The sequence below is a fragment of the Dokdonella immobilis genome (assembly GCF_900115085.1).
Lineage (GTDB): Bacteria > Pseudomonadota > Gammaproteobacteria > Xanthomonadales > Rhodanobacteraceae > Dokdonella > Dokdonella immobilis.
Genome location: NZ_FOVF01000009.1, coordinates 59,999 through 76,695, shown reverse-complemented (window position 1 = coordinate 76,695; position 16,697 = coordinate 59,999). Strand labels below are relative to the sequence as shown.

The 16,697-nt window shown below is 63.3% G+C and carries 18 protein-coding genes; 3 read left to right on the top strand and 15 right to left on the bottom strand.

Annotated elements, in window-relative coordinates:
• Positions 1 to 5 precede the first annotated feature (5 nt).
• Entirely contained in the window at positions 6 to 929 is a 924-nt protein-coding gene (locus BM125_RS08825; RefSeq protein WP_139224916.1) for a class I SAM-dependent methyltransferase, read from the top strand.
• A 208-nt stretch (positions 930 to 1,137) separates the two neighbouring features.
• Entirely contained in the window at positions 1,138 to 2,394 is a 1,257-nt protein-coding gene (locus BM125_RS08820; RefSeq protein WP_092407035.1) for a 2OG-Fe(II) oxygenase, read from the top strand.
• A 241-nt stretch (positions 2,395 to 2,635) separates the two neighbouring features.
• Here BM125_RS08820 and BM125_RS08815 read toward each other — a convergent pair whose 3' ends face one another.
• Both BM125_RS08815 and BM125_RS08810 read right to left on the bottom strand, forming a co-directional pair.
• A complete protein-coding gene (locus BM125_RS08815; RefSeq protein ID WP_092407033.1) occupies positions 2,636 to 3,757 on the bottom strand; it encodes a hypothetical protein in 1,122 nt (373 codons plus the stop codon).
• A 4-nt stretch (positions 3,758 to 3,761) separates the two neighbouring features.
• Positions 3,762 to 5,717: an LTA synthase family protein gene (locus BM125_RS08810; protein WP_175497977.1), complete on the bottom strand. Its 1,956-nt coding sequence runs from the start codon at positions 5,715 to 5,717 to the stop codon at positions 3,762 to 3,764.
• Between BM125_RS08810 and BM125_RS20195 the strand changes: the two genes are divergently transcribed.
• Positions 5,716 to 5,985: a hypothetical protein gene (locus BM125_RS20195; RefSeq protein ID WP_175497976.1), complete on the top strand. Its 270-nt coding sequence runs from the start codon at positions 5,716 to 5,718 to the stop codon at positions 5,983 to 5,985. The two genes, BM125_RS08810 and BM125_RS20195, sit on opposite strands and share 2 nt — an antisense overlap.
• Here BM125_RS20195 and BM125_RS08805 read toward each other — a convergent pair.
• From BM125_RS08805 to kdsC, 13 genes are all read right to left on the bottom strand, one after another.
• Positions 5,975 to 6,919 (bottom strand): 2OG-Fe(II) oxygenase, encoded by a 945-nt coding sequence (locus tag BM125_RS08805; protein WP_092407029.1) that lies wholly within the window; start codon positions 6,917 to 6,919, stop codon positions 5,975 to 5,977. The two genes, BM125_RS20195 and BM125_RS08805, sit on opposite strands and share 11 nt — an antisense overlap.
• A gap of 41 nt (positions 6,920 to 6,960) precedes the next feature.
• Positions 6,961 to 8,739 (bottom strand): phosphoenolpyruvate--protein phosphotransferase, encoded by a 1,779-nt coding sequence (ptsP, locus tag BM125_RS08800; protein WP_092407027.1) that lies wholly within the window; start codon positions 8,737 to 8,739, stop codon positions 6,961 to 6,963.
• A 76-nt stretch (positions 8,740 to 8,815) separates the two neighbouring features.
• Positions 8,816 to 9,085: an HPr family phosphocarrier protein gene (locus BM125_RS08795; protein WP_092407025.1), complete on the bottom strand. Its 270-nt coding sequence runs from the start codon at positions 9,083 to 9,085 to the stop codon at positions 8,816 to 8,818.
• On the bottom strand, positions 9,078 to 9,470 hold the full coding sequence (locus BM125_RS08790; protein ID WP_092407023.1) for a PTS sugar transporter subunit IIA: 393 nt from the start codon (positions 9,468 to 9,470) through the stop codon (positions 9,078 to 9,080). The genes BM125_RS08795 and BM125_RS08790 overlap by 8 nt, the downstream gene beginning before the upstream one ends.
• A 93-nt stretch (positions 9,471 to 9,563) precedes the next feature.
• Positions 9,564 to 10,448: an RNase adapter RapZ gene (gene rapZ, locus BM125_RS08785; RefSeq protein ID WP_092407021.1), complete on the bottom strand. Its 885-nt coding sequence runs from the start codon at positions 10,446 to 10,448 to the stop codon at positions 9,564 to 9,566.
• A 4-nt stretch (positions 10,449 to 10,452) separates the two neighbouring features.
• The gene (hprK, locus tag BM125_RS08780) at positions 10,453 to 11,403 is read right to left on the bottom strand and encodes an HPr(Ser) kinase/phosphatase (RefSeq protein WP_092407019.1); all 951 of its coding nucleotides are present in this window, start codon (positions 11,401 to 11,403) and stop codon (positions 10,453 to 10,455) included.
• Complete coding sequence (locus tag BM125_RS08775; protein WP_092407017.1) at positions 11,391 to 11,870, bottom strand: PTS sugar transporter subunit IIA; 480 nt, start codon at positions 11,868 to 11,870, stop codon at positions 11,391 to 11,393. Before BM125_RS08775 ends, hprK begins: the two co-directional genes overlap by 13 nt.
• 146 nt (positions 11,871 to 12,016) lie before the next feature.
• Positions 12,017 to 12,337, bottom strand: a complete 321-nt coding sequence (hpf, locus tag BM125_RS08770) for a ribosome hibernation-promoting factor, HPF/YfiA family (protein ID WP_092407015.1) — start codon at positions 12,335 to 12,337, stop codon at positions 12,017 to 12,019.
• 151 nt (positions 12,338 to 12,488) lie between these two features.
• Positions 12,489 to 13,934: an RNA polymerase factor sigma-54 gene (locus BM125_RS08765; protein ID WP_092407013.1), complete on the bottom strand. Its 1,446-nt coding sequence runs from the start codon at positions 13,932 to 13,934 to the stop codon at positions 12,489 to 12,491.
• Between the two features lie 251 nt (positions 13,935 to 14,185).
• On the bottom strand, positions 14,186 to 14,905 hold the full coding sequence (gene lptB / locus BM125_RS08760; protein ID WP_092407011.1) for an LPS export ABC transporter ATP-binding protein: 720 nt from the start codon (positions 14,903 to 14,905) through the stop codon (positions 14,186 to 14,188).
• Entirely contained in the window at positions 14,905 to 15,495 is a 591-nt protein-coding gene (lptA, locus tag BM125_RS08755) for a lipopolysaccharide transport periplasmic protein LptA (RefSeq protein ID WP_092407009.1), read from the bottom strand. Before lptA ends, lptB begins: the two co-directional genes overlap by 1 nt.
• Positions 15,455 to 16,036: an LPS export ABC transporter periplasmic protein LptC gene (gene lptC / locus BM125_RS08750; protein WP_092407007.1), complete on the bottom strand. Its 582-nt coding sequence runs from the start codon at positions 16,034 to 16,036 to the stop codon at positions 15,455 to 15,457. The genes lptA and lptC overlap by 41 nt, the downstream gene beginning before the upstream one ends.
• 48 nt (positions 16,037 to 16,084) lie before the next feature.
• Entirely contained in the window at positions 16,085 to 16,633 is a 549-nt protein-coding gene (gene kdsC, locus BM125_RS08745; protein ID WP_092407005.1) for a 3-deoxy-manno-octulosonate-8-phosphatase KdsC, read from the bottom strand.
• Positions 16,634 to 16,697 lie beyond the last annotated feature (64 nt).

The following is a 16,697-nucleotide window of genomic DNA, read 5'->3' as shown; positions in this document are numbered from 1 at the left end:
GGCAATTGAAAGCATTGATAGAGCGATTTTTCGGAGGTAACCCTCCAGCGACGATTCCATTGTCACCGAAGGAGCATGAGGACGTGCCAGTCCAAACCGCGCACCCCAACGGCCATTTCTATTCGCCAGTCGTCGATCCAGACTCGATAGAGGCGCAGAGTGCACGCATTTGGCCAGAGGACCCCGAGGTCCTCGGGATCGACTTCAACGAAGCAAGCCATCGGCAGATTCTAGGGTCCTACTTTCCAAAATTCCTGCCGGAATACGATTATCCTGAGACCGTCGAGGACTCGGATGTTCTCGAACAGTTTTATACCCGGAATTCGCAATTTAGCTGGCTGGACTCCCGCTCGATGTTTGTCTTGCTGCGCGCCTGGCAGCCCCGCCGTCTGATTGAGGTTGGTTCAGGGTATTCCACATTGCTTGCTGCGGACGTGAAGCGCCGGTTTCTCGATGATCGACTGGATATCACCTGTATCGAACCGTATCCCCGTCCCTTCCTGCGTCACGGATTCTCAGGTCTGAATCGCCTTGTTGAGAAGAAGGTTCAGGATGTTCCGCTTTCGGAGTTCGCCCAACTTGAGGCAGGTGATATTCTGTTCATCGACTCGTCGCATGTGGCCAAGACCGGCAGCGACGTCAACTTTCTGTACTTCGAAGTCCTCCCAAGGCTGAATCCGGGTGTCCGCATCCACGTTCACGACATCTTCCTTCCGAGCGACTATCCACATGACTGGGTCGTGACGGAGAATCGGAGCTGGAACGAACAGTACCTCCTGCGGGCGCTCCTGATGTACTCGACAGCATTCGAAGTCACGTTCTCGTGTAGCCATGCCTATTGGCGGCACAGGGAACTTCTGAAGGAAGCCTTGGCATACCCTGACGGCAGGGCATTTGGAGGAGGCAGCATCTGGCTTGTTCGTCGCTAGGTTGCGAGGGTGAACAGCGGATATCCGGCAGCAGGAAGACGTGCCCGAAAAGACTTCCAAGCCTTGAGCGTCGGCGGCGGCGCGCAGAATCGCGGGCGATTCGGTGCACGGCGAACCGGCTCTGGCAGCTGCTCCAATCCAAACCAATCCCATTGATCCAGCCCAATTCAATTCCATTCGGCTCCAAGAAGAAGTCGCGGGAAAACCCATGAATGTCATCGATCCGCGAGTCCATCAAAAGTGGGAAGACGCCGCTCAGCAGTTCGCGAATGCGGAACCGTTCCGATTCGTGGTCATCGAGGATTTCCTCGATTGCGATCTCTGCCACGCACTGAGCACGGATTTCCCGAGCTTCGAGGAACGGAATGCTCTCAATGAGATGGGGCAGGTGGGCGGAAAGGCCGTGCGCACGGATGTACGCGATATTTCAGAGGCTTACCGGGAACTCGATCGGTACATCCAGACAAGTGCCTTTCTCGATTACGTCTCGCGCGTCACGGGAATTCCCGGCTTGCTCTATGATCCCGACTACATCGGTGGCGGTACCCATGAAAACCGACATGGGCAGGGGCTGGACGCGCACGTGGATTTCAACTATCACCCGCGCACGAAGTGGCACCGACGCCTAAACCTGATCATCTATCTGAACGAGGAATGGCGGGCTGATTGGGGCGGACAGCTCGAGCTGCATTCCAACCCCTGGGACCGCAGCGACAATCGGACTAGGAGTGTTGCCCCGCTGATGAATACCTGCGTGATCTTCGAGACGAACGAAGTCTCATGGCATGGATTCTCGAAGATCGAACTGCCGGAGTCGCGACGCCAACTATCGCGGCGCTCCTTCGCGATCTACCTGTATACGCGCGAACGCCCAGCCGCAGAGACCGCGCCTCCTCATGCAACCATCTATGTCCCCGAGGACACGCTCGACTGGAAACCCGGCCGCGAACTCGACGAGGCGGACATCAGAGAGCTGCGAAATCGCTTCGTGCGCATGCGGACGCAATTACGTTTCCTCTATGATCGGGAGAAGCAATTTGGAGCGCAGATTGCGAGCCTTGAACATGCGCTGTCGGAAGCCCGCGATTCGATGAGGCTCCCCGTGCAGGGCTATGCGGTCCAGCCTCGTGGCGTGACAGGCCTGTGGCCAGACGGGTGGGTGGGCGAAGCCATGAGCGCTGCCCTGCAACTGACGCGCAAGGCCAGTAGCCTGGTAATTGAAGTCTGGGTGCCTCCGCAGCTTGGCGCGGACCAGGAACTTCGAATCACCATAGCTGGAGAGAAGTACACGCAGAATCTGTCTCCAGGCGCGCGCACTTCTTTCACGTTGCCGCTCAAAGTCGACAAGGGTAACCACATCGAACTCGAAATCCTGGCTTCGAGAACGTGGATACCGGCGAAACCCGGAGAGCCCGGCGACCAGAGAGTCCTGGCCTTCAAGATCCTCTCGGCACATCTGCAATGAGTGTGCCTTGCACTAGTCCAGCGCATATCTGCATGGGAGAAGCCTTCGCGTGAATCATCGCAAGTTCATCGTGACCGTTGCGACGTTTGTGCAGGGCCACCTTGAACAATCCCGGTATCGGGTCGTTGGCCTGGCCAATTCACCTGCGCCCGTCGATTCGGGTGTCCTTCGCAGCTGCCTCGAGGGATGAAGTCGGCAGCAGCTGCTGCGCACAAGCTTGCTAGCGGATTCCCGGATGCGGTCAATGTCTGCCCATTAAGCTCCGAAGTCGCCACCGCAGCCGTGCAACCAAGGCGGGTCTCGGTCGGGAATGCGAGGTCATCGCACTGTTCGCGTTCGCATCGGCCACAGGCACCCCGATGGCGGGCTCATACAGCATGCCGAAGACCAGCAGTCGACCGGGCGCGCTGCTGAGTGCTTGACCATAACCTGCCCACGTGCCTCGTCCATAAGCCCACGCAGGCGCTGAGGCGACCTTATCGATTGCCCTGCGCACGCAGAGAATGCCTGTGGAGCGCAGAAGGAACGAGTAGTCCAGCTCGGCCTGCAATCGCGTCGAGGCGGGCGGGCATCCTGGATGCCCACACCAGGCTCCTCCCGAATCGTGTGTGCTTAAGACACCCAACGCTACGATACGACTCGCTTGCGGAACGTCTATAGCCTCATCGCTTCGCAGGATGATGGCTTGCGTTTTCAAGAATGAGTTGCTGAACTGCCTCGGCTTTCTCCCAGCCATCCTTGCGAGCTCGCGGGCATCCAACCATCGCCAGTGCTGCTCGCGCCCGGGCATTGGCGGTGCCGGGATGGCTGGTGCAAGCGTTCCATGGGTAATGCGCAGATAGCCAAGGACCTTCTCCACGATGGCATCCACCACCGGCGAATCATGGCGCGGATGGCGATCATCGCGGTAGTGCGGCTCCAAATTGTGGATCCCAAGGGATGCAAACAGCTCGCGAACATCCAGGCAGCAAAGTCCGAATGCGCTGGCATCAGCAGCAATCAAGTCTTCACATGCCGTTCGGGTTGTGGGGCTTTGGAGGTGCGGCGTCATCAGCACGAAAGTGGACACGTTGCGCTCCATCAAGCGTCGCCATGCCATTCGTCGGGCCGCATGCACGTCGTCCTCGGCGAACGCGTCCTTCGTCAGTAGCGAGTCGAGCAAACTGTATTCCCATACAAGCACATCACCCTCTGTCATGCGTTCGAGATGCTCCATGACGCGCATGCATCCCATGAGGGATGTTTGATCACCTATCGATAGGTTGATGCTGGAGATTCCGCATTCGCGCATGGCGCGTTGCTGAAGTCGGCTGGCGTAGCCGCCTTCTTCTATTGAGACAGAGGTACCTGCGATCCAAAGCATGAGGTTAGCGAGTCGAGATGATAAGATCGCAGGAATTACGATCCAGGACAAACTCGCTGCCGGCGTCGCTGGCGTGCTGATTCAAAGGCCGTGCGACGGTGCCGCGGGTGTCGAGAAGCGTGGCGGTAGCGGTCTTGGCTCGCGATGACGCGTGCATCCAGGCTGGTGGTCGAACGAAAGGATTGGTGCTGCGCCACACGGCAAGAATACCCTTGGTTCCGTCGGGGTCGATCGGCCGCTTCGAGTAGGCGCTTTTCTCTTCCTCTGGATAGAATTTTCGCTGGAGCAAATTCCCTTCCTGGTCGAATGCGATCAGGTAGAGCCCGGGCATCGACTCATGCAACGTACGTTCCATCCATGAGAACCGCAAAGCCTGATCGACGCCGTCGACGAGGATTCGCATCGGCTGCTCGATTGAGTCGGGAATCAGAATCCTGGTTCGTTCGGCGCGCTCGCACCGGAGCTTGGCCGAGGGGCGAGAAAACGCCGCATTCTGGATGCGCAAGAGAGTGAGGAGGCTCTTCTTGTCGCAGATGTTCAAGGGCGGCGAAGGCGCGACGTTCTCACTGCAAGGGCCGTGCGCGGGATCGACGGGTTCATTATTGAATATGTCGATATAACGGGAGACGAAGTAGTTTCGGTTGGGCTCCCGCTTCAACAAGGATCGTCCCAGGGCGAATTGCGCGTCATGCCTGATGCGAAGCAGGTCCAGCACGGTCGGCGCAAGATCGACGCCCGCGCCATCCAAATCGCTGGACGCATTCGAGCCGTCTCCGAGCACGATGAAGGGCAATCGACGGTCCGCGATGGCATCCTTTCCGAACAGGCGTTGCATTTCGGGATTCGGGAATACGTTGTGGTCCCCGGTGATGACGACCAGCGAGTCCTTCAGATAGCCCTCCGCCTCGAGACGATCCAGCCAGCGTCTGATCAGTTGGTCGGTGCAGTGCAGCGCGTTCAGGAAGCGTTCGTTTCCCGCGCCATAGGGCGAGCACTCCTCATAGAAGAACCCGGGCAAGTGCGTGCCGATGGTCAGCAGCGTGAGGTTGAATGGTTGGCCCGAACGGCGCAGCGCCGCGAGTTCGACGAACGACTGCTCGAACAGGTCCGCATCGCTCAGACCCCAGGTGCCTGGGCGCTGATTCAGGCCCTGTTCGACCCACTCACGCATGCCCATCTGCTTGTCGTAGCCGTGTGCACGGAGAAAATTTCCCTTGCCGGCGAAGCTTAGCCCGGCGCCACCGAGATAGCTCTGGCGGTAGCCGGCCGCGTGTAGCACATCGCCCAGGCAGGGCATTTCCTCCGCGGCACCGTCGAGCCCGGTGAGCGATTCGCTGTCGCGTTCGAACGGAAACAACGTGCCGCACTGCGAATTCACGATGCCCTCGATCGTGATGTAGCTGCTGGCATGGATGGAAGGAACGAGCGAGCGCTCGCGCACGAGCCTGGCCAGGTTGGGCATGAGCCTTGGGTACTTCGGTGGGTCGATAACGCGCAGCCCGCCCGACTCGATGTAAAGCAGGATCAGGTTGCGCGGATGCTCCGGTGGTTCAACCGTGATGTCGGACTTCTTCTTCAGATCCACGTTGACCAGACCGCTGTTGCGCCAGCGTTGCTGTTCCGCCTCGGGCATGTCGAGGCGCTTGGGTTGGTACCACTCGTATGCGGATTCGGCCAGCATCCACTCGGGCATGGCCTTGTGGCAGGTCAGCGCCACGACGGCGGCCGGCACCAGGATGGCCAGGCCGACCCGACGTGACGGACGCGCCATGCGTCGGGCAAGCAGGATGACGATGCCGGCGGCCACGACGAGCACGCCGAGCAGGGCCAGGATCATCAGCCGGTACTGCTCCCATGCAACGCGGACCGATTCGACCTCCATGTGAATGAAGACGTCACTGGTGAATCCGAAGCCCGAAAACTCGGCCAGTCCGTAGAACAGGAAGCGCACGAGCAGCATGATCGACAGCACGACGACGGCCAGCGCCGTCGCCAGGCGCGGCCGCAACAGCCCGAACAGGGAAAAGACGATCGCGACCAGGGCCAGGGTGCCGAAGATGCCCGCCAGGCGAAGGTCGGGCATGGCCACGTCCTGCAGGGCCATCTCATTCGGGATGACGCAGGCCGGAAAGATGACTGCCCAGAAAGCAACGGCCAGCGGAATCGAGGGCTTCGGATTCGCCGGGCCGGATCGTCGCGTCTGGTCGCCTGCCTCCTTCAAAATTTGAGCTTCCTGCGCAGGCGCTGGACAAAAAAGCGCAGGCGTCCCAGGCGCCCGGCATTGAGTGCGGCGCTGGCTTGCTCAAGTTCGGTGTTGAGCCGCGTGATGTCACGGTAGAGGCGCTGGTTGTGCTGGTCGCGGCGTGCCAGCAGGGTGCGCAGTTCCTCGACGTCGGCGTCGCTCAATACGGTGCCCGGCTTGAAATGGTCGGGCAGTGGCCGGTCGACATAGATGGTCGAATGCGTGTCGGCCAGTTCTTCGGCGGGTCGTTCACGCGTATAGAAATACAGGGCGATCGAACGGCGGCTCAAGTGGCGCCTGTCGTCGGGCAGGACGATTCGGGCAAACCCATGCCAACTGGTCTCCGTGGTTTCGAAGATCACGCAGCGGTTGAAGAGCGGGGTGATCAGGCGGACCCGGTTGTCCGGCGAGCGCGGATCGTCGTGCAGCTCGAGCGAGCCGCCCCAGGCATCCTCCCACTCGGGATTCAGGTAGATGATCAGGTTCAGGCGCCGGTGCCAGTTCTCGATCGGGTGTCGGTTGAAGTCGACGTGCGGGTCGAGGTCCTGTCCGGCCCGGTTCTCGTGGGTACCACCGCCGAAGTACCAGGGATCGTAGAGAAGGTCATCGACGCCGGTCAGTGTGCCGAGGAGGGCGAGGAATTCGGCCGACTGGATAAGGTCGTCGAGATCGGCGTAGGCATGGCCAAGTTCACGGATGCGCTCGACGGTCGATTTGCTGCCGAGCTCGCCGGCTTCGTTGCGGGCGTTGCCGCGCTCGAAGGCCGGGAACTCCGCAAGCAGGCGATCGGCGAATGGGCCGGCCAGGAAATCGTCGATGACGACATGACGGAACGGTTCGCGCCGGGCGAACCGGGCAGCGTGTTCATCAGCATGCGTACGGACACGCGAACTGATCAGGTGGTCAAGGGTTGCGGGCATCTTCTGGGATCGGTTTGGGCGCGGAGCGTGCTGCTTGCGCGCTAGGGCGGGATGCTGACGAGGTCGGTATTTTCCACAATCGGACGGCTCTGCGCACGCATGCGCTCGACGACCTTGCGGATGCTCTCGCGCCCCGAGGCGCGGAGCAGGACGGGGGCCACCTTGCGTACGGCCTCGGCGTCGATGGCATTGACGGCTTCGCGGACCTCGAGCAGCAGGCCGGGATGCATGCTGAATTCGGTCAGTCCGAGTGCGATAAGCATGGCCGTGAAATGCACGTCACCGGCTATTTCGCCACAGAGCGTGACCGGACGCCTGGCCCGCTTGCAGACCGCGATGATGTGCGCCAGGAGGCGCAAGACGGCCGGGTGCAGCGGATCGTACAGGGCGCCAAGCTCGTTGTTGTTGCGATCCACCGCCAGGGTGTACTGGACCAGGTCGTTGGTGCCGATCGAAACGAAGTCGAGCTTGCGGATCATGCTCGGCAGCGCGATCGCTGCCGCCGGCACCTCGATCATGGCGCCGATCTCGAACGAGTCGGCAATGGGATGGCCCTCGGAACGGAGCTGCATCGCGCACTCGGTGACCATGCGCCGGACCGTGATCATCTCCTCGGTGGCGCTGACCATCGGCACGAGGATGCGCACGGGCCCATAGCTTGTGGTGCGCAGGATCGCGCGCAGTTGCGTGTGCATCAGCTGCGGGGTGCGCAGGGACAGGCGCACCCCGCGCACGCCAAGCGCGGGATTGGGTTCATCCTGCAGAACCAGGCCGGCACTGTCGACCTTGTCGGCGCCAAGATCGAGCGTGCGGATCGTCACCGGCAGCCCGCCCATGCCGAGGACGAGGTCGCGATAGGCGAGGAACTGCTCTTCCTCCCCCGGCGCATCCTTGCGTTGCAGGAACAGGAATTCGGTGCGGTACAGGCCAATGCCGGCGGCCCCGTAGGCGCGGGCCTGGGCCACGTCGCCGGACATCTCGGCATTCGCGTACAACTGCACGGGAACGCCGTCGCGGGTCCGCGTATCGGCATCGCGCAGGCGTGCGCGGCGCTTGTCCTGCTGGACGACCTCACGTTGCCAGTGGCGGTAGCCGGCGAGGTCCTGTGCAGTCGGATGGACGATGATCCGGCCTTCGTCGCCATCGATCAGGAGCAGGTCGCCGTCCTGCAGGTGGGAAAGCGCATCATGCGAGCCGACCACCATTGGCAGGCGCAGCGAGCGGGCCAGGATCGCGCTGTGCGAAAGCGTGCTGCCGGCGGTCAAGACGAAGCCGAGCACGCCGTGTTCGGCCAGCGGGACCAGTTCCGAGGGCGCCACCGTGTCGCTGACCAGGATCTCGCCGACGCGCGACGCGATCTTGCGTTCCTCGACGCTCGACTCGCGGCTCAGCGCGCCCTGCACGCGTCCGATGACGTGCTCGATGTCTTCGCGCCGGCTGCGCAGGTAGGGGTCGTCCATGGCCTCGAACACGGCGACCAGGCTTTCGCGCTGCATCTTGAGCGCGGCACTGGCATGGTAGCGGCCGGTCCGGATCAGTTCGTGCAGGCCATGAATGAAAACGGGGTCTTCGAGGATCAGGCTGTGCGCATCGATGAATTCGGCGACTTCGCGGGCCAGCGGTCCCTCGAGCTTGTCGCGCAGGGCCTTCAGTTCACCGCGGGCGGTCGCCAGCGCTTCGTCGATGCGCTGCACTTCGGCATCGACCTCGGCCTGTTCGAGCGGCGTCTCATCGACGAGAAAGCGGCTCGGTTGCTCGAGACGAGCCCGCCCGAGCGCCATGCCGCGCGATGCGCCGTTGCCTTCAAGTATGAGTCGCACGCCGAATCCTTCTCCTTGTCACTGCACACGTCTGCTGCTGCGCAGTCCGGGCGACGCCTCCGGCATCGCCCGGGTTTTACTGGCCCTCGTCGAATTTGCGCTCGAACAGATCGACCAGGGCGGCCATCGCGGTTTCCTCGTCGTCACCGTCTGCACGCAGGGTGAGCACCGCGCCGAGACCGGCGGCGAGCATCATCACGCCCATGATGCTCTTGGCGTTGACCTCCTTGCCCCGGTAGGCCATGAACACGCTGGACTTGAAGCCATGCAGCGTCTGCACGAGCTTGGCCGACGCCCGCGCGTGCAGGCCGAGTTTGTTGCTGATGGTGATTTCTCGTTCAAGCATGGTCGATATGTATTCCTCCGCGACCGCCGCTGGCTGCGGTCTGCGCGAGTTCGTCGAGTGATTGTTCGGGATAGTTGAGCACACGCAGCAGCATCGGAAGGTTGAGCCCCGACACGCAATGCATGTGCAGTCCAAGCGAAGGCAGGCGCTGGGCGACATTGCACGGCGTGGCGCCGTACAGATCGGTCAGGACGAGTACGCCTTCACCATGATCGAGCCCGCGCGCGTGCCGCGCCGCGTCGGTCAGCGTGCTGTCCGGGTCCGCACCGGAGTCCACCTCGATGACATCGAGCGGCAGGGACAGCTTGCCGAGCACATGCCGGGCGGCCCCCACCAGGGCCGCGCCCATGGCCTCGTGGGTCATGAGCAGGACGCCGACGCTCATCGCCGCCACCCCGGGCACGACGCAGGGTTCAGGGCCCCAGGGCAAGTGGCTCTGTACGGGGGCGGGGCAAGCTTCGCAGCTGTCATGGGACCATTATTCCAGTTCGCGGTGGTAGCTGAGGACTTGTTCGTAGTTCTGGCGGAAATGCTCGGCCAGGCGTTCGACCAGATGGACCGAACGGTGGCGTCCGCCGGTACATCCGATGCATATCGTCACATAGCTGCGTCCCTCGCTCTCGAAGCGGGTCAGCCAGGTGTCGAGGAAGTCGCGCAGGTTGTCATGGAAGAGCATGACATCGGCCTGCGCCTCCAGCCATTGCCTGACCGGCGCGTCGCGCCCGGACAAGGGCCGCAGTTGCGGATTCCAGTGCGGGTTCGGCAGGCAACGTGCGTCGAAGACGAAATCGGCATCGGTCGGAACGCCGTGCTTGTAGGCGAACGACTCGAACAGCAGGGTCAGGGAACCCGCGCTCATGCCGAGTTCGCCGATGACCAAGCGTCGCAACTGGTGCACGTTGAGGTCGCTGGTGTCGATCACGCGGTCGGCGATCGCGGCGACCTGGCGCATCAGCTTGCGCTCCAGTGCGATCGCGTCGGCCAGGCCCAGCCCGTCCGCCGACAGCGGATGGCGCCGGCGCGTCTCCGAATAGCGCTTGATCAGGGTGTCGTCGCGGGTATCGAGAAACACGAGTTCGTAGTCGATGCCCACTTCGGCCAAGCTGGCCAGCACACCGGGCAGGCGATACAGGTCGTCGGCCCGATTGCGCACGTCGACGCCGACCGCCAGGCGCGGATGCAGGCCGTCGGCATCCTCCGAAACGGCGCGCACGAAGGCCGGCATCAGCGCGCTCGGCAGGTTGTCCACGCAGTAGTAGTCGAGGTCCTCCAGGGTCCTCAGCGCCACCGATTTGCCGGAACCCGAGAGCCCGCTGACGACGATCAGGCGGGTCTTGCCGGGGCTGGTCGCTGGTTCGCTCACGGGCTCACCACGGAGGCAGCCGGCGCAGCTGGTGCGCCTGGCGGTCGACGAAGGTCTGGGCTGGATCGAGGCCCTTGGACTTGAGCATGTGGCTGCGCACGGCCGCCTCGGCAAGGACGGCAATATTGCGGCCCGAGGCAACCGGGATGACGATCTGCGGGATCGGCACGTCGAGCACCTCGCGATAGCCGACATCGCCGTAGAGGCGTTTCATCTCGTCGTCGGCGCCGCTCTGGGCCATCGGTTGCAGGTGCACGATCAGGCGCAGGTATTTCGACGGCTTGACCGCGGTATGCCCGAACATCTCGCGCACGTTGAGCACGCCGAGTCCGCGCACCTCGAGCAGGTCGCGCAGCATCTCGGGGCAGGTGCCGTCGATCACGTCGGGTGCGATCAGGGTGAATTCGGGAGCGTCGTCGGCGACCAAGCGATGGCCGCGCGTGATCAGTTCCAGGGCCAGCTCGCTCTTGCCGGTGCCGCTTTCACCCGTGATCAGCACGCCGATCGAGTTCACCTCCATCAGCACGCCATGCAGGGTCACCTGGCGGGCCAGGCCGCGGGCGAGATGGTATTGCAGGTAGGTAAGCAGCTCATGCCCGCGCTTCGGGCTGATCCACAGGGGCGTCTGCGACTCCTCCGCGGCATCGCGCAGGTCGCCCGGAATGGCCTGGTCCTTGGTCACGATCAGTGCGATCGAGCGGTAGGCCATGATCTTCTCGATCGTTTCCCAGCGCTGGCGCGAATCGAGGCTGTCCAGATAGGCCAGCTCCTCGGTACCGATGATCTGCACCTTGTTCGGGTAGATGATGTTGAGGTAGCCGATCTGCGAAGGCCGCCGCGATTTCTTGTCGCCAGGCTCGATGGCGCGGCCCTCGCCGCGCAACCCGGCTACCCAGCGCAGCTGCATGCGCTCGCCGACTGCGTCGTATAGCTGGCGGGAAGTCAGTCTGTCCATGCCGGGCCCTTGCTTCGGTTGCGGCCAAATTCTGCCAGTTCCGCGCGCAGCGCGCTGCTGTCGCCGGCACGGCGAAACCTGGCCATCAACTGCGCGTCCGAAAAGGCTTCGGCCAGTTCCGCCAGCAGCTGCAGGTGCTGGTCGGTCTGGTGCGCGGGTACGACAAGGGCGGCAACGAGATCGACCGCCACCCCGTCGGCCGATCCGAATGCGATCGGGCGGGCCAGCCGCACAAAGGCGGCGCGCGCCTTGTCGATTCCGGCGATGCGTCCGTGCGGGATGGCTACGCCGTGGCCCAGGCCGGTCGATCCGAGGTCCTCGCGGTCGACGAGTGCGGCTCTGATGAGTTCACGTTCGGCGGGATCCTCTCCCAGCATCGCGGCCAGCTTGCGCAGCAGGCTGGCCTTGTCCCTGGCGATGAACTCCGTGCGTACGCGCTCCGTGGTCAGCAGATCAAGGAATGGCATGCGCAGTCAGGGTTCGGGAAGGCTCCGGGATGCACAGTATCGCATTGCCGGCTGCGCAGCGGTGTCGGCGGGGGTGCGGCGCGGTTTCGCAGCGTCGTCGTGGCGCTGGCCGACCCGCCGGCAGGGCGGGCCGGCCGCCGGTGAGCCTATTCGTAGCGCGCGGCGCGAACCTCTTCAGGATGATGGTTGGTGAGCTTTTCCTTGTGCTTGCGAACCTGTGCGGTGAGCTTGTCGGCAAGCGCGTCGATGGCGGAATACATGTCGGGAGCGACCGCATCGGCGTGCAGATCCTTGCCGGAAACATGAATCGTCGCCTCGGCCTTGTGCAGCAGCTTCTCGATACTGAGCACGATCGATAACTCGTGAAGGTGGTCAAAATGCCGGGTCAGTCGCTCCAGCTTCCCTTCGGCGTGCTTGCGAAGAGCGGGCGTGACGTCGATCTGATGGCCTTTGATCGTGATCTGCATGGCAACCTCCTTCAGTGGCAGGCCGGTCGATACCGGCCCGGTTCGGGATCCTGGCTATTCGCGCGATCCCGGATTCATGTTCGCTGGATCCTGTTGACGACTTCGACCGCTGCGACGCCGGGACGTTCCCGAAGGATCGCCCGGACGTCGTTCAGCCGAGCCGGCAACGGTCGTTCGATGATGGAATGTTGAGGGCCTCCCTGTATTTTGCGACGGTGCGGCGGGCAACGCTGATGCCGCGGCGATTGAGTTCCACTGCCAGGGCCTGGTCGGACAGTGGGCGGGCTGCTTTTTCATCGTCGATGAGCTTGCGGATCATGGCCTGGATGGCCGTGGCCGACGCCGCGCCCCCGTCGACGGTCGAGACGCCGCTGGAGAAGAAGTACTTGAATTCGAAGGTGCCGCGTGGCGTGTGCAGGTACTTGCGCGTGGTCACCCGGGAAACCGTCGATTCATGCATCTCGATTTCCTCCGCGACGTCGCGTAGCACCAGCGGGCGCATCGCCTCGGGACCGAATTCGAGAAAGGCCTCCTGGGCTTGCACGATCGCCTGCGCCACCTTGAGCACGGTCTCGGCGCGGGTCTTGAGGCTCTTGATCAGCCAGCGCGCTTCCTGCAACTGGCCACGCAGGTAGCTGGCATCGTCGCGCTGGGCGCGCGCGATCAGGCTCGCATAGTGTTCGTTGATGGCCAGGCGTGGCTGGCAATGCGGCGACAGCGAGACCTGCCAGCGTCCGTTGACCTTGTGCGCGTAGGCATCGGGGGCGACGTATTCAGCCGGGCCGTTGGAGTAGCCGGCACCGGGTTTCGGCGTCAGCGAGCGGACCAGGTCGATGACCGTATCCAGCTCCTCGTCATTGACGCGCAGTTTCTGGCACAGACGCGTGCGATCGTTGCGGGCGAGCATGTCGAGGCAGTCGGCAACCAGCAGGCGGGCCTTGTCGAGGCCCGGCGTATCCCGGTCGAGGGCTTCGAGCTGGACGTCGAGGCATTCGCTCAGCGTCCGTGAGGCCGCGCCGAGCGGATCGAAGCGCTGCACGCGATGGCGCACCGCCTCGACCTGCTCGACCGTCACCGCGCACAGATCGGCGAGGCTCGCGCAGATCACTTCATTGCTTTCGTCGAGATAGCCGTCGTCGTTGATCGCTTCGATGATCGCCGTTGCAATGCACCGATCGCGCTGCGACAGCGGGGTCAGGTTGAGCTGCCAGAGCAGATGGTCGCGCAGGTCCTCGGCTTCGGCGTCCTGCTGTTCGAGGGTTTCGTCATCGGACGAGGAGGCGCGGTAGTCACGGCGATCTTCGCCGAGATCAAGCGGAATGTCGTCGAAATCGGGCGTCTCGTCGCGCGTTTCGCTACCGGCCCCGTCGCTGGCGTCAACCGGCGCGCTGAGCGTGTGCTCGGGCGGTACGAACTCCTCGATTTCGGCTTCGTCCGGATCATCCTCCTCGATATCGAGCAGCGGGTTCGACTCGAGCGCCTGGTTGAGCTCGAGTTCCAGTTCAACGCTGGAGAGCTGCAGCAGCTTGATGGCCTGCTGAAGCTGCGGCGTCAGCGCGAGCTGGGACTGGACGCGGAGTTGGAGAGCGGGTTTCATGCCCGTAGGACGGTCACCTTGGAGCTTCATGCAATCCTAGCGCCAATTGCCTACAAGCGGCAGGTCTTGACGCTGCGGGCGCCCGGGTCCACTCTCAGGCGATTGGATCTGGCTGGCTCCGTTCGCGGCCGTCCGGCGGGGATTTTTCTACCCCGTGCGTGACAGTCCGAACCTCGGGAGTGGGCCATTACGGGGGCCGATTCCATGCGGAACCCGCATCCAACCCGTGCCGCTACCCACCGGGGTGGCGATTACATGCGAAATTCTTTCCCAAGGTAGACATTGCGTACTTCCTCATTCGCCAGCACATCGGCCGGCGCACCCTGGGTCAGCACGGTGCCCTCGTTCATGATGTAGGCGCGGTCGCAGATGCCGAGCGTTTCGCGGACATTGTGATCGGTGATCAGGATGCCGATGTTTCGCGCCTTGAGCTGGCGCACGATGCGTTGGATGTCGACCACCGAAATCGGATCGATGCCGGCGAACGGTTCGTCGAGAAGCAGGAATCGCGGCCGTGAAGCGAGCGCGCGGGTGATCTCGACTCGGCGCCGTTCACCGCCGGAAAGACTGACGCCCTTGTTGCCTGCGATGTGGCTGATCTGCAGTTCGTCGAGCAGGGATTCGAGCTCGCTCTCGCGTCCGGCCGCATCGAGGTCGTCGCGCAACTCGAGGATCGCCATGATGTTGTCGGCGACGGTCAGGCGGCGGAATATCGAGGGTTCCTGGGGCAGGTAGCCGACGCCGAGCCGCGCGCGTTCGTGCATCGGCATGTGGGTCACGGTGCGTTCGTCGATGCGGATGCTGCCCGAATCGGTCGCGACGAGGCCGACGACCATGTAGAAGCAGGTTGTCTTGCCGGCGCCGTTCGGCCCGAGCAGTCCGACCACTTCGCCCTGTTTGAGGGAGAAGCCGAAGTCGCGCACGACGGTCCGGCCCGAATAGGCCTTGCGCAGGTTCGCCGCATGCAGCATCAGGGGTTCGTGTCCGTTCCGGCCTTCTTCGTGGCCTTCGGTTTTGGCTTGAAGGTCATGTGGACTTCGCTGCCGGGGGCCTGGCTGCCGCCTTCCATGGCGCCGGTATTGGTGTTGTAGGTCATGTGCGGACCGCGGAACTCGGAGCGGCCTTCCTGGACCACGACCACATCCCCGGTCAGTTCGGCCAGGCCGGTGTCGGAGCGGTAGTCGATCGTCAAGGCGCGCGCGGTCAGCTTGCCGCCGTCGTTGTCCATGAGCTGTTCGAGCTGGGCCGGCTTGCCGGTCAGGACCAGGCGCCGGGCGGTGGCATCGGCGTCAGCGCCTTCGATCTCCCAGATTCGCGCTTCATCGCCGGCCGCCTTCAGCGAGCCCTGCACCATGCGCACATTGCCCTGGAAGAGGGTCACGTTCTGCGTGCCGAACGTGCTCTTGTTGTACTGGGCGCGGACATCGAGAGGCTGGTCGCGGTCCGTGCTCAGGGCATGTGCCGGCAGCGCCAGGGCCAGCAGCAGAAGTGCCGCCAGCCGGCCAGCGGCTGCTGAAACCCTAGTTTTTTCGCGGGGTTGGCTCAAAGGTATTGTTGACATCGGACAACAGCTCCAGGACTTTCGTGTTGAGATCGCCGCGCAGGCCGGTACCCCGCAGTATAGAGCCCGGTTGCTCGATTCGCGCCGGTGCCGCGGTTTCGAAGGTCTTGGCCTTCGGCCGCGCAGTCAGGTCCGAGGTGTGCAGCGTGGCCGCCTTCGCGGCATCCGCGTCGGCCCGTGCCATCTCGACGTTGCCTTCCAGGCGCATCAGCGATCCATCCTTGTTGACCCAGGCCGAATCCGACTTGCCGACCCAGGGGTTGCCGTCCTTGTCGACCATCACGTAGTCCGGCGTGCTGACGAAGATCGAGCCGTCCTCGCTGCGCCGGGTCAGGCGCGGACCGCTGACCGTGAAACTGAGCTTGCCGTCTTCGCCCAGCGCATTCATCGAGAAGTTGTCCAGCGTATAGCTCGACCGTGGCGGCCCGCTGAAGGTCGGTTCGAGTGCCGGCGGGCGGGTCAGCCAGAGCATCACCTGGGTGACTGCAACAAGGATCACCAGGCCGATGACCAGCAGGATGAAACGCCGGTCCATGTTCATGGGCGGTTCCCGTTCGGGGCCGCCATGGTCAATCGCAACGACACGGACTCAGCGACTCCCCAGATGCGCGGCCAGCTCCGATTCGGACTTGCCCTGGGATTCCAGCAGCAGGTCGCAGACTTCCCGGACCGCACCGGAGCCACCTTCCTTCTGAGTGCGCCAGTGCGCGTGGCGAATGACGGTGGGATGTGCGTTGGCCACTGCGATGGCCAGGCCGACCTCGTTCATGACGCAGAGGTCGGGCAGGTCGTCGCCGGTATAGGCGCACTGTCCGGCCTCAAGCTGCAGCGCGTGCAGCAACTGGTCGAAACAGATGCGCTTGTCACTTTGACCCTGGTACAGATGGACGACGCCAAGTTCGGCCATGCGCTGGGCGACCAGGTGGCTGATGCGCGCGGTGATGATCGCCACCTCAATGCCATTGGCACGCAGGCGCTTGAGACCGAGGCCGTCATGGACATGGAATGCCTTCAGCTCGTGGCCGTCCTCGGCATACCAGAGGCGCCCGTCGGTGAGCACGCCATCGACGTCGAAAAGGGCGAGCCTGATGCGGCCGGCGCGTTCACGGATCTCGGCGGGAATGTCGGTGGGGGGCATGGTCAAAAAGCCGGGAATGGGGAATGGGGAGTAGGGAATGGTCGGAGCGAGGCTGCGCTCTTTT

Coding starts and splice junctions, on each gene's coding strand:
- BM125_RS08820 (WP_092407035.1), top strand. CDS start 1,138: ATGAATGTCATCGATCCGCGAGTCCATCAAAAGTGGGAAGACGCCGCT.
- BM125_RS08815 (WP_092407033.1), bottom strand. CDS start 3,757: ATGCTTTGGATCGCAGGTACCTCTGTCTCAATAGAAGAAGGCGGCTAC.
- BM125_RS20195 (WP_175497976.1), top strand. CDS start 5,716: ATGATCGACAGCACGACGACGGCCAGCGCCGTCGCCAGGCGCGGCCGC.
- BM125_RS08810 (WP_175497977.1), bottom strand. CDS start 5,717: ATGCTGCTCGTGCGCTTCCTGTTCTACGGACTGGCCGAGTTTTCGGGC.
- BM125_RS08805 (WP_092407029.1), bottom strand. CDS start 6,919: ATGCCCGCAACCCTTGACCACCTGATCAGTTCGCGTGTCCGTACGCAT.
- BM125_RS08795 (WP_092407025.1), bottom strand. CDS start 9,085: ATGCTTGAACGAGAAATCACCATCAGCAACAAACTCGGCCTGCACGCG.
- BM125_RS08790 (WP_092407023.1), bottom strand. CDS start 9,470: ATGAGCGTCGGCGTCCTGCTCATGACCCACGAGGCCATGGGCGCGGCC.
- hprK (WP_092407019.1), bottom strand. CDS start 11,403: ATGGACAGACTGACTTCCCGCCAGCTATACGACGCAGTCGGCGAGCGC.
- BM125_RS08775 (WP_092407017.1), bottom strand. CDS start 11,870: ATGCCATTCCTTGATCTGCTGACCACGGAGCGCGTACGCACGGAGTTC.
- hpf (WP_092407015.1), bottom strand. CDS start 12,337: ATGCAGATCACGATCAAAGGCCATCAGATCGACGTCACGCCCGCTCTT.
- BM125_RS08765 (WP_092407013.1), bottom strand. CDS start 13,934: ATGAAACCCGCTCTCCAACTCCGCGTCCAGTCCCAGCTCGCGCTGACG.
- lptB (WP_092407011.1), bottom strand. CDS start 14,905: ATGCTGCATGCGGCGAACCTGCGCAAGGCCTATTCGGGCCGGACCGTC.
- lptA (WP_092407009.1), bottom strand. CDS start 15,495: ATGTCAACAATACCTTTGAGCCAACCCCGCGAAAAAACTAGGGTTTCA.
- lptC (WP_092407007.1), bottom strand. CDS start 16,036: ATGAACATGGACCGGCGTTTCATCCTGCTGGTCATCGGCCTGGTGATC.
- kdsC (WP_092407005.1), bottom strand. CDS start 16,633: ATGCCCCCCACCGACATTCCCGCCGAGATCCGTGAACGCGCCGGCCGC.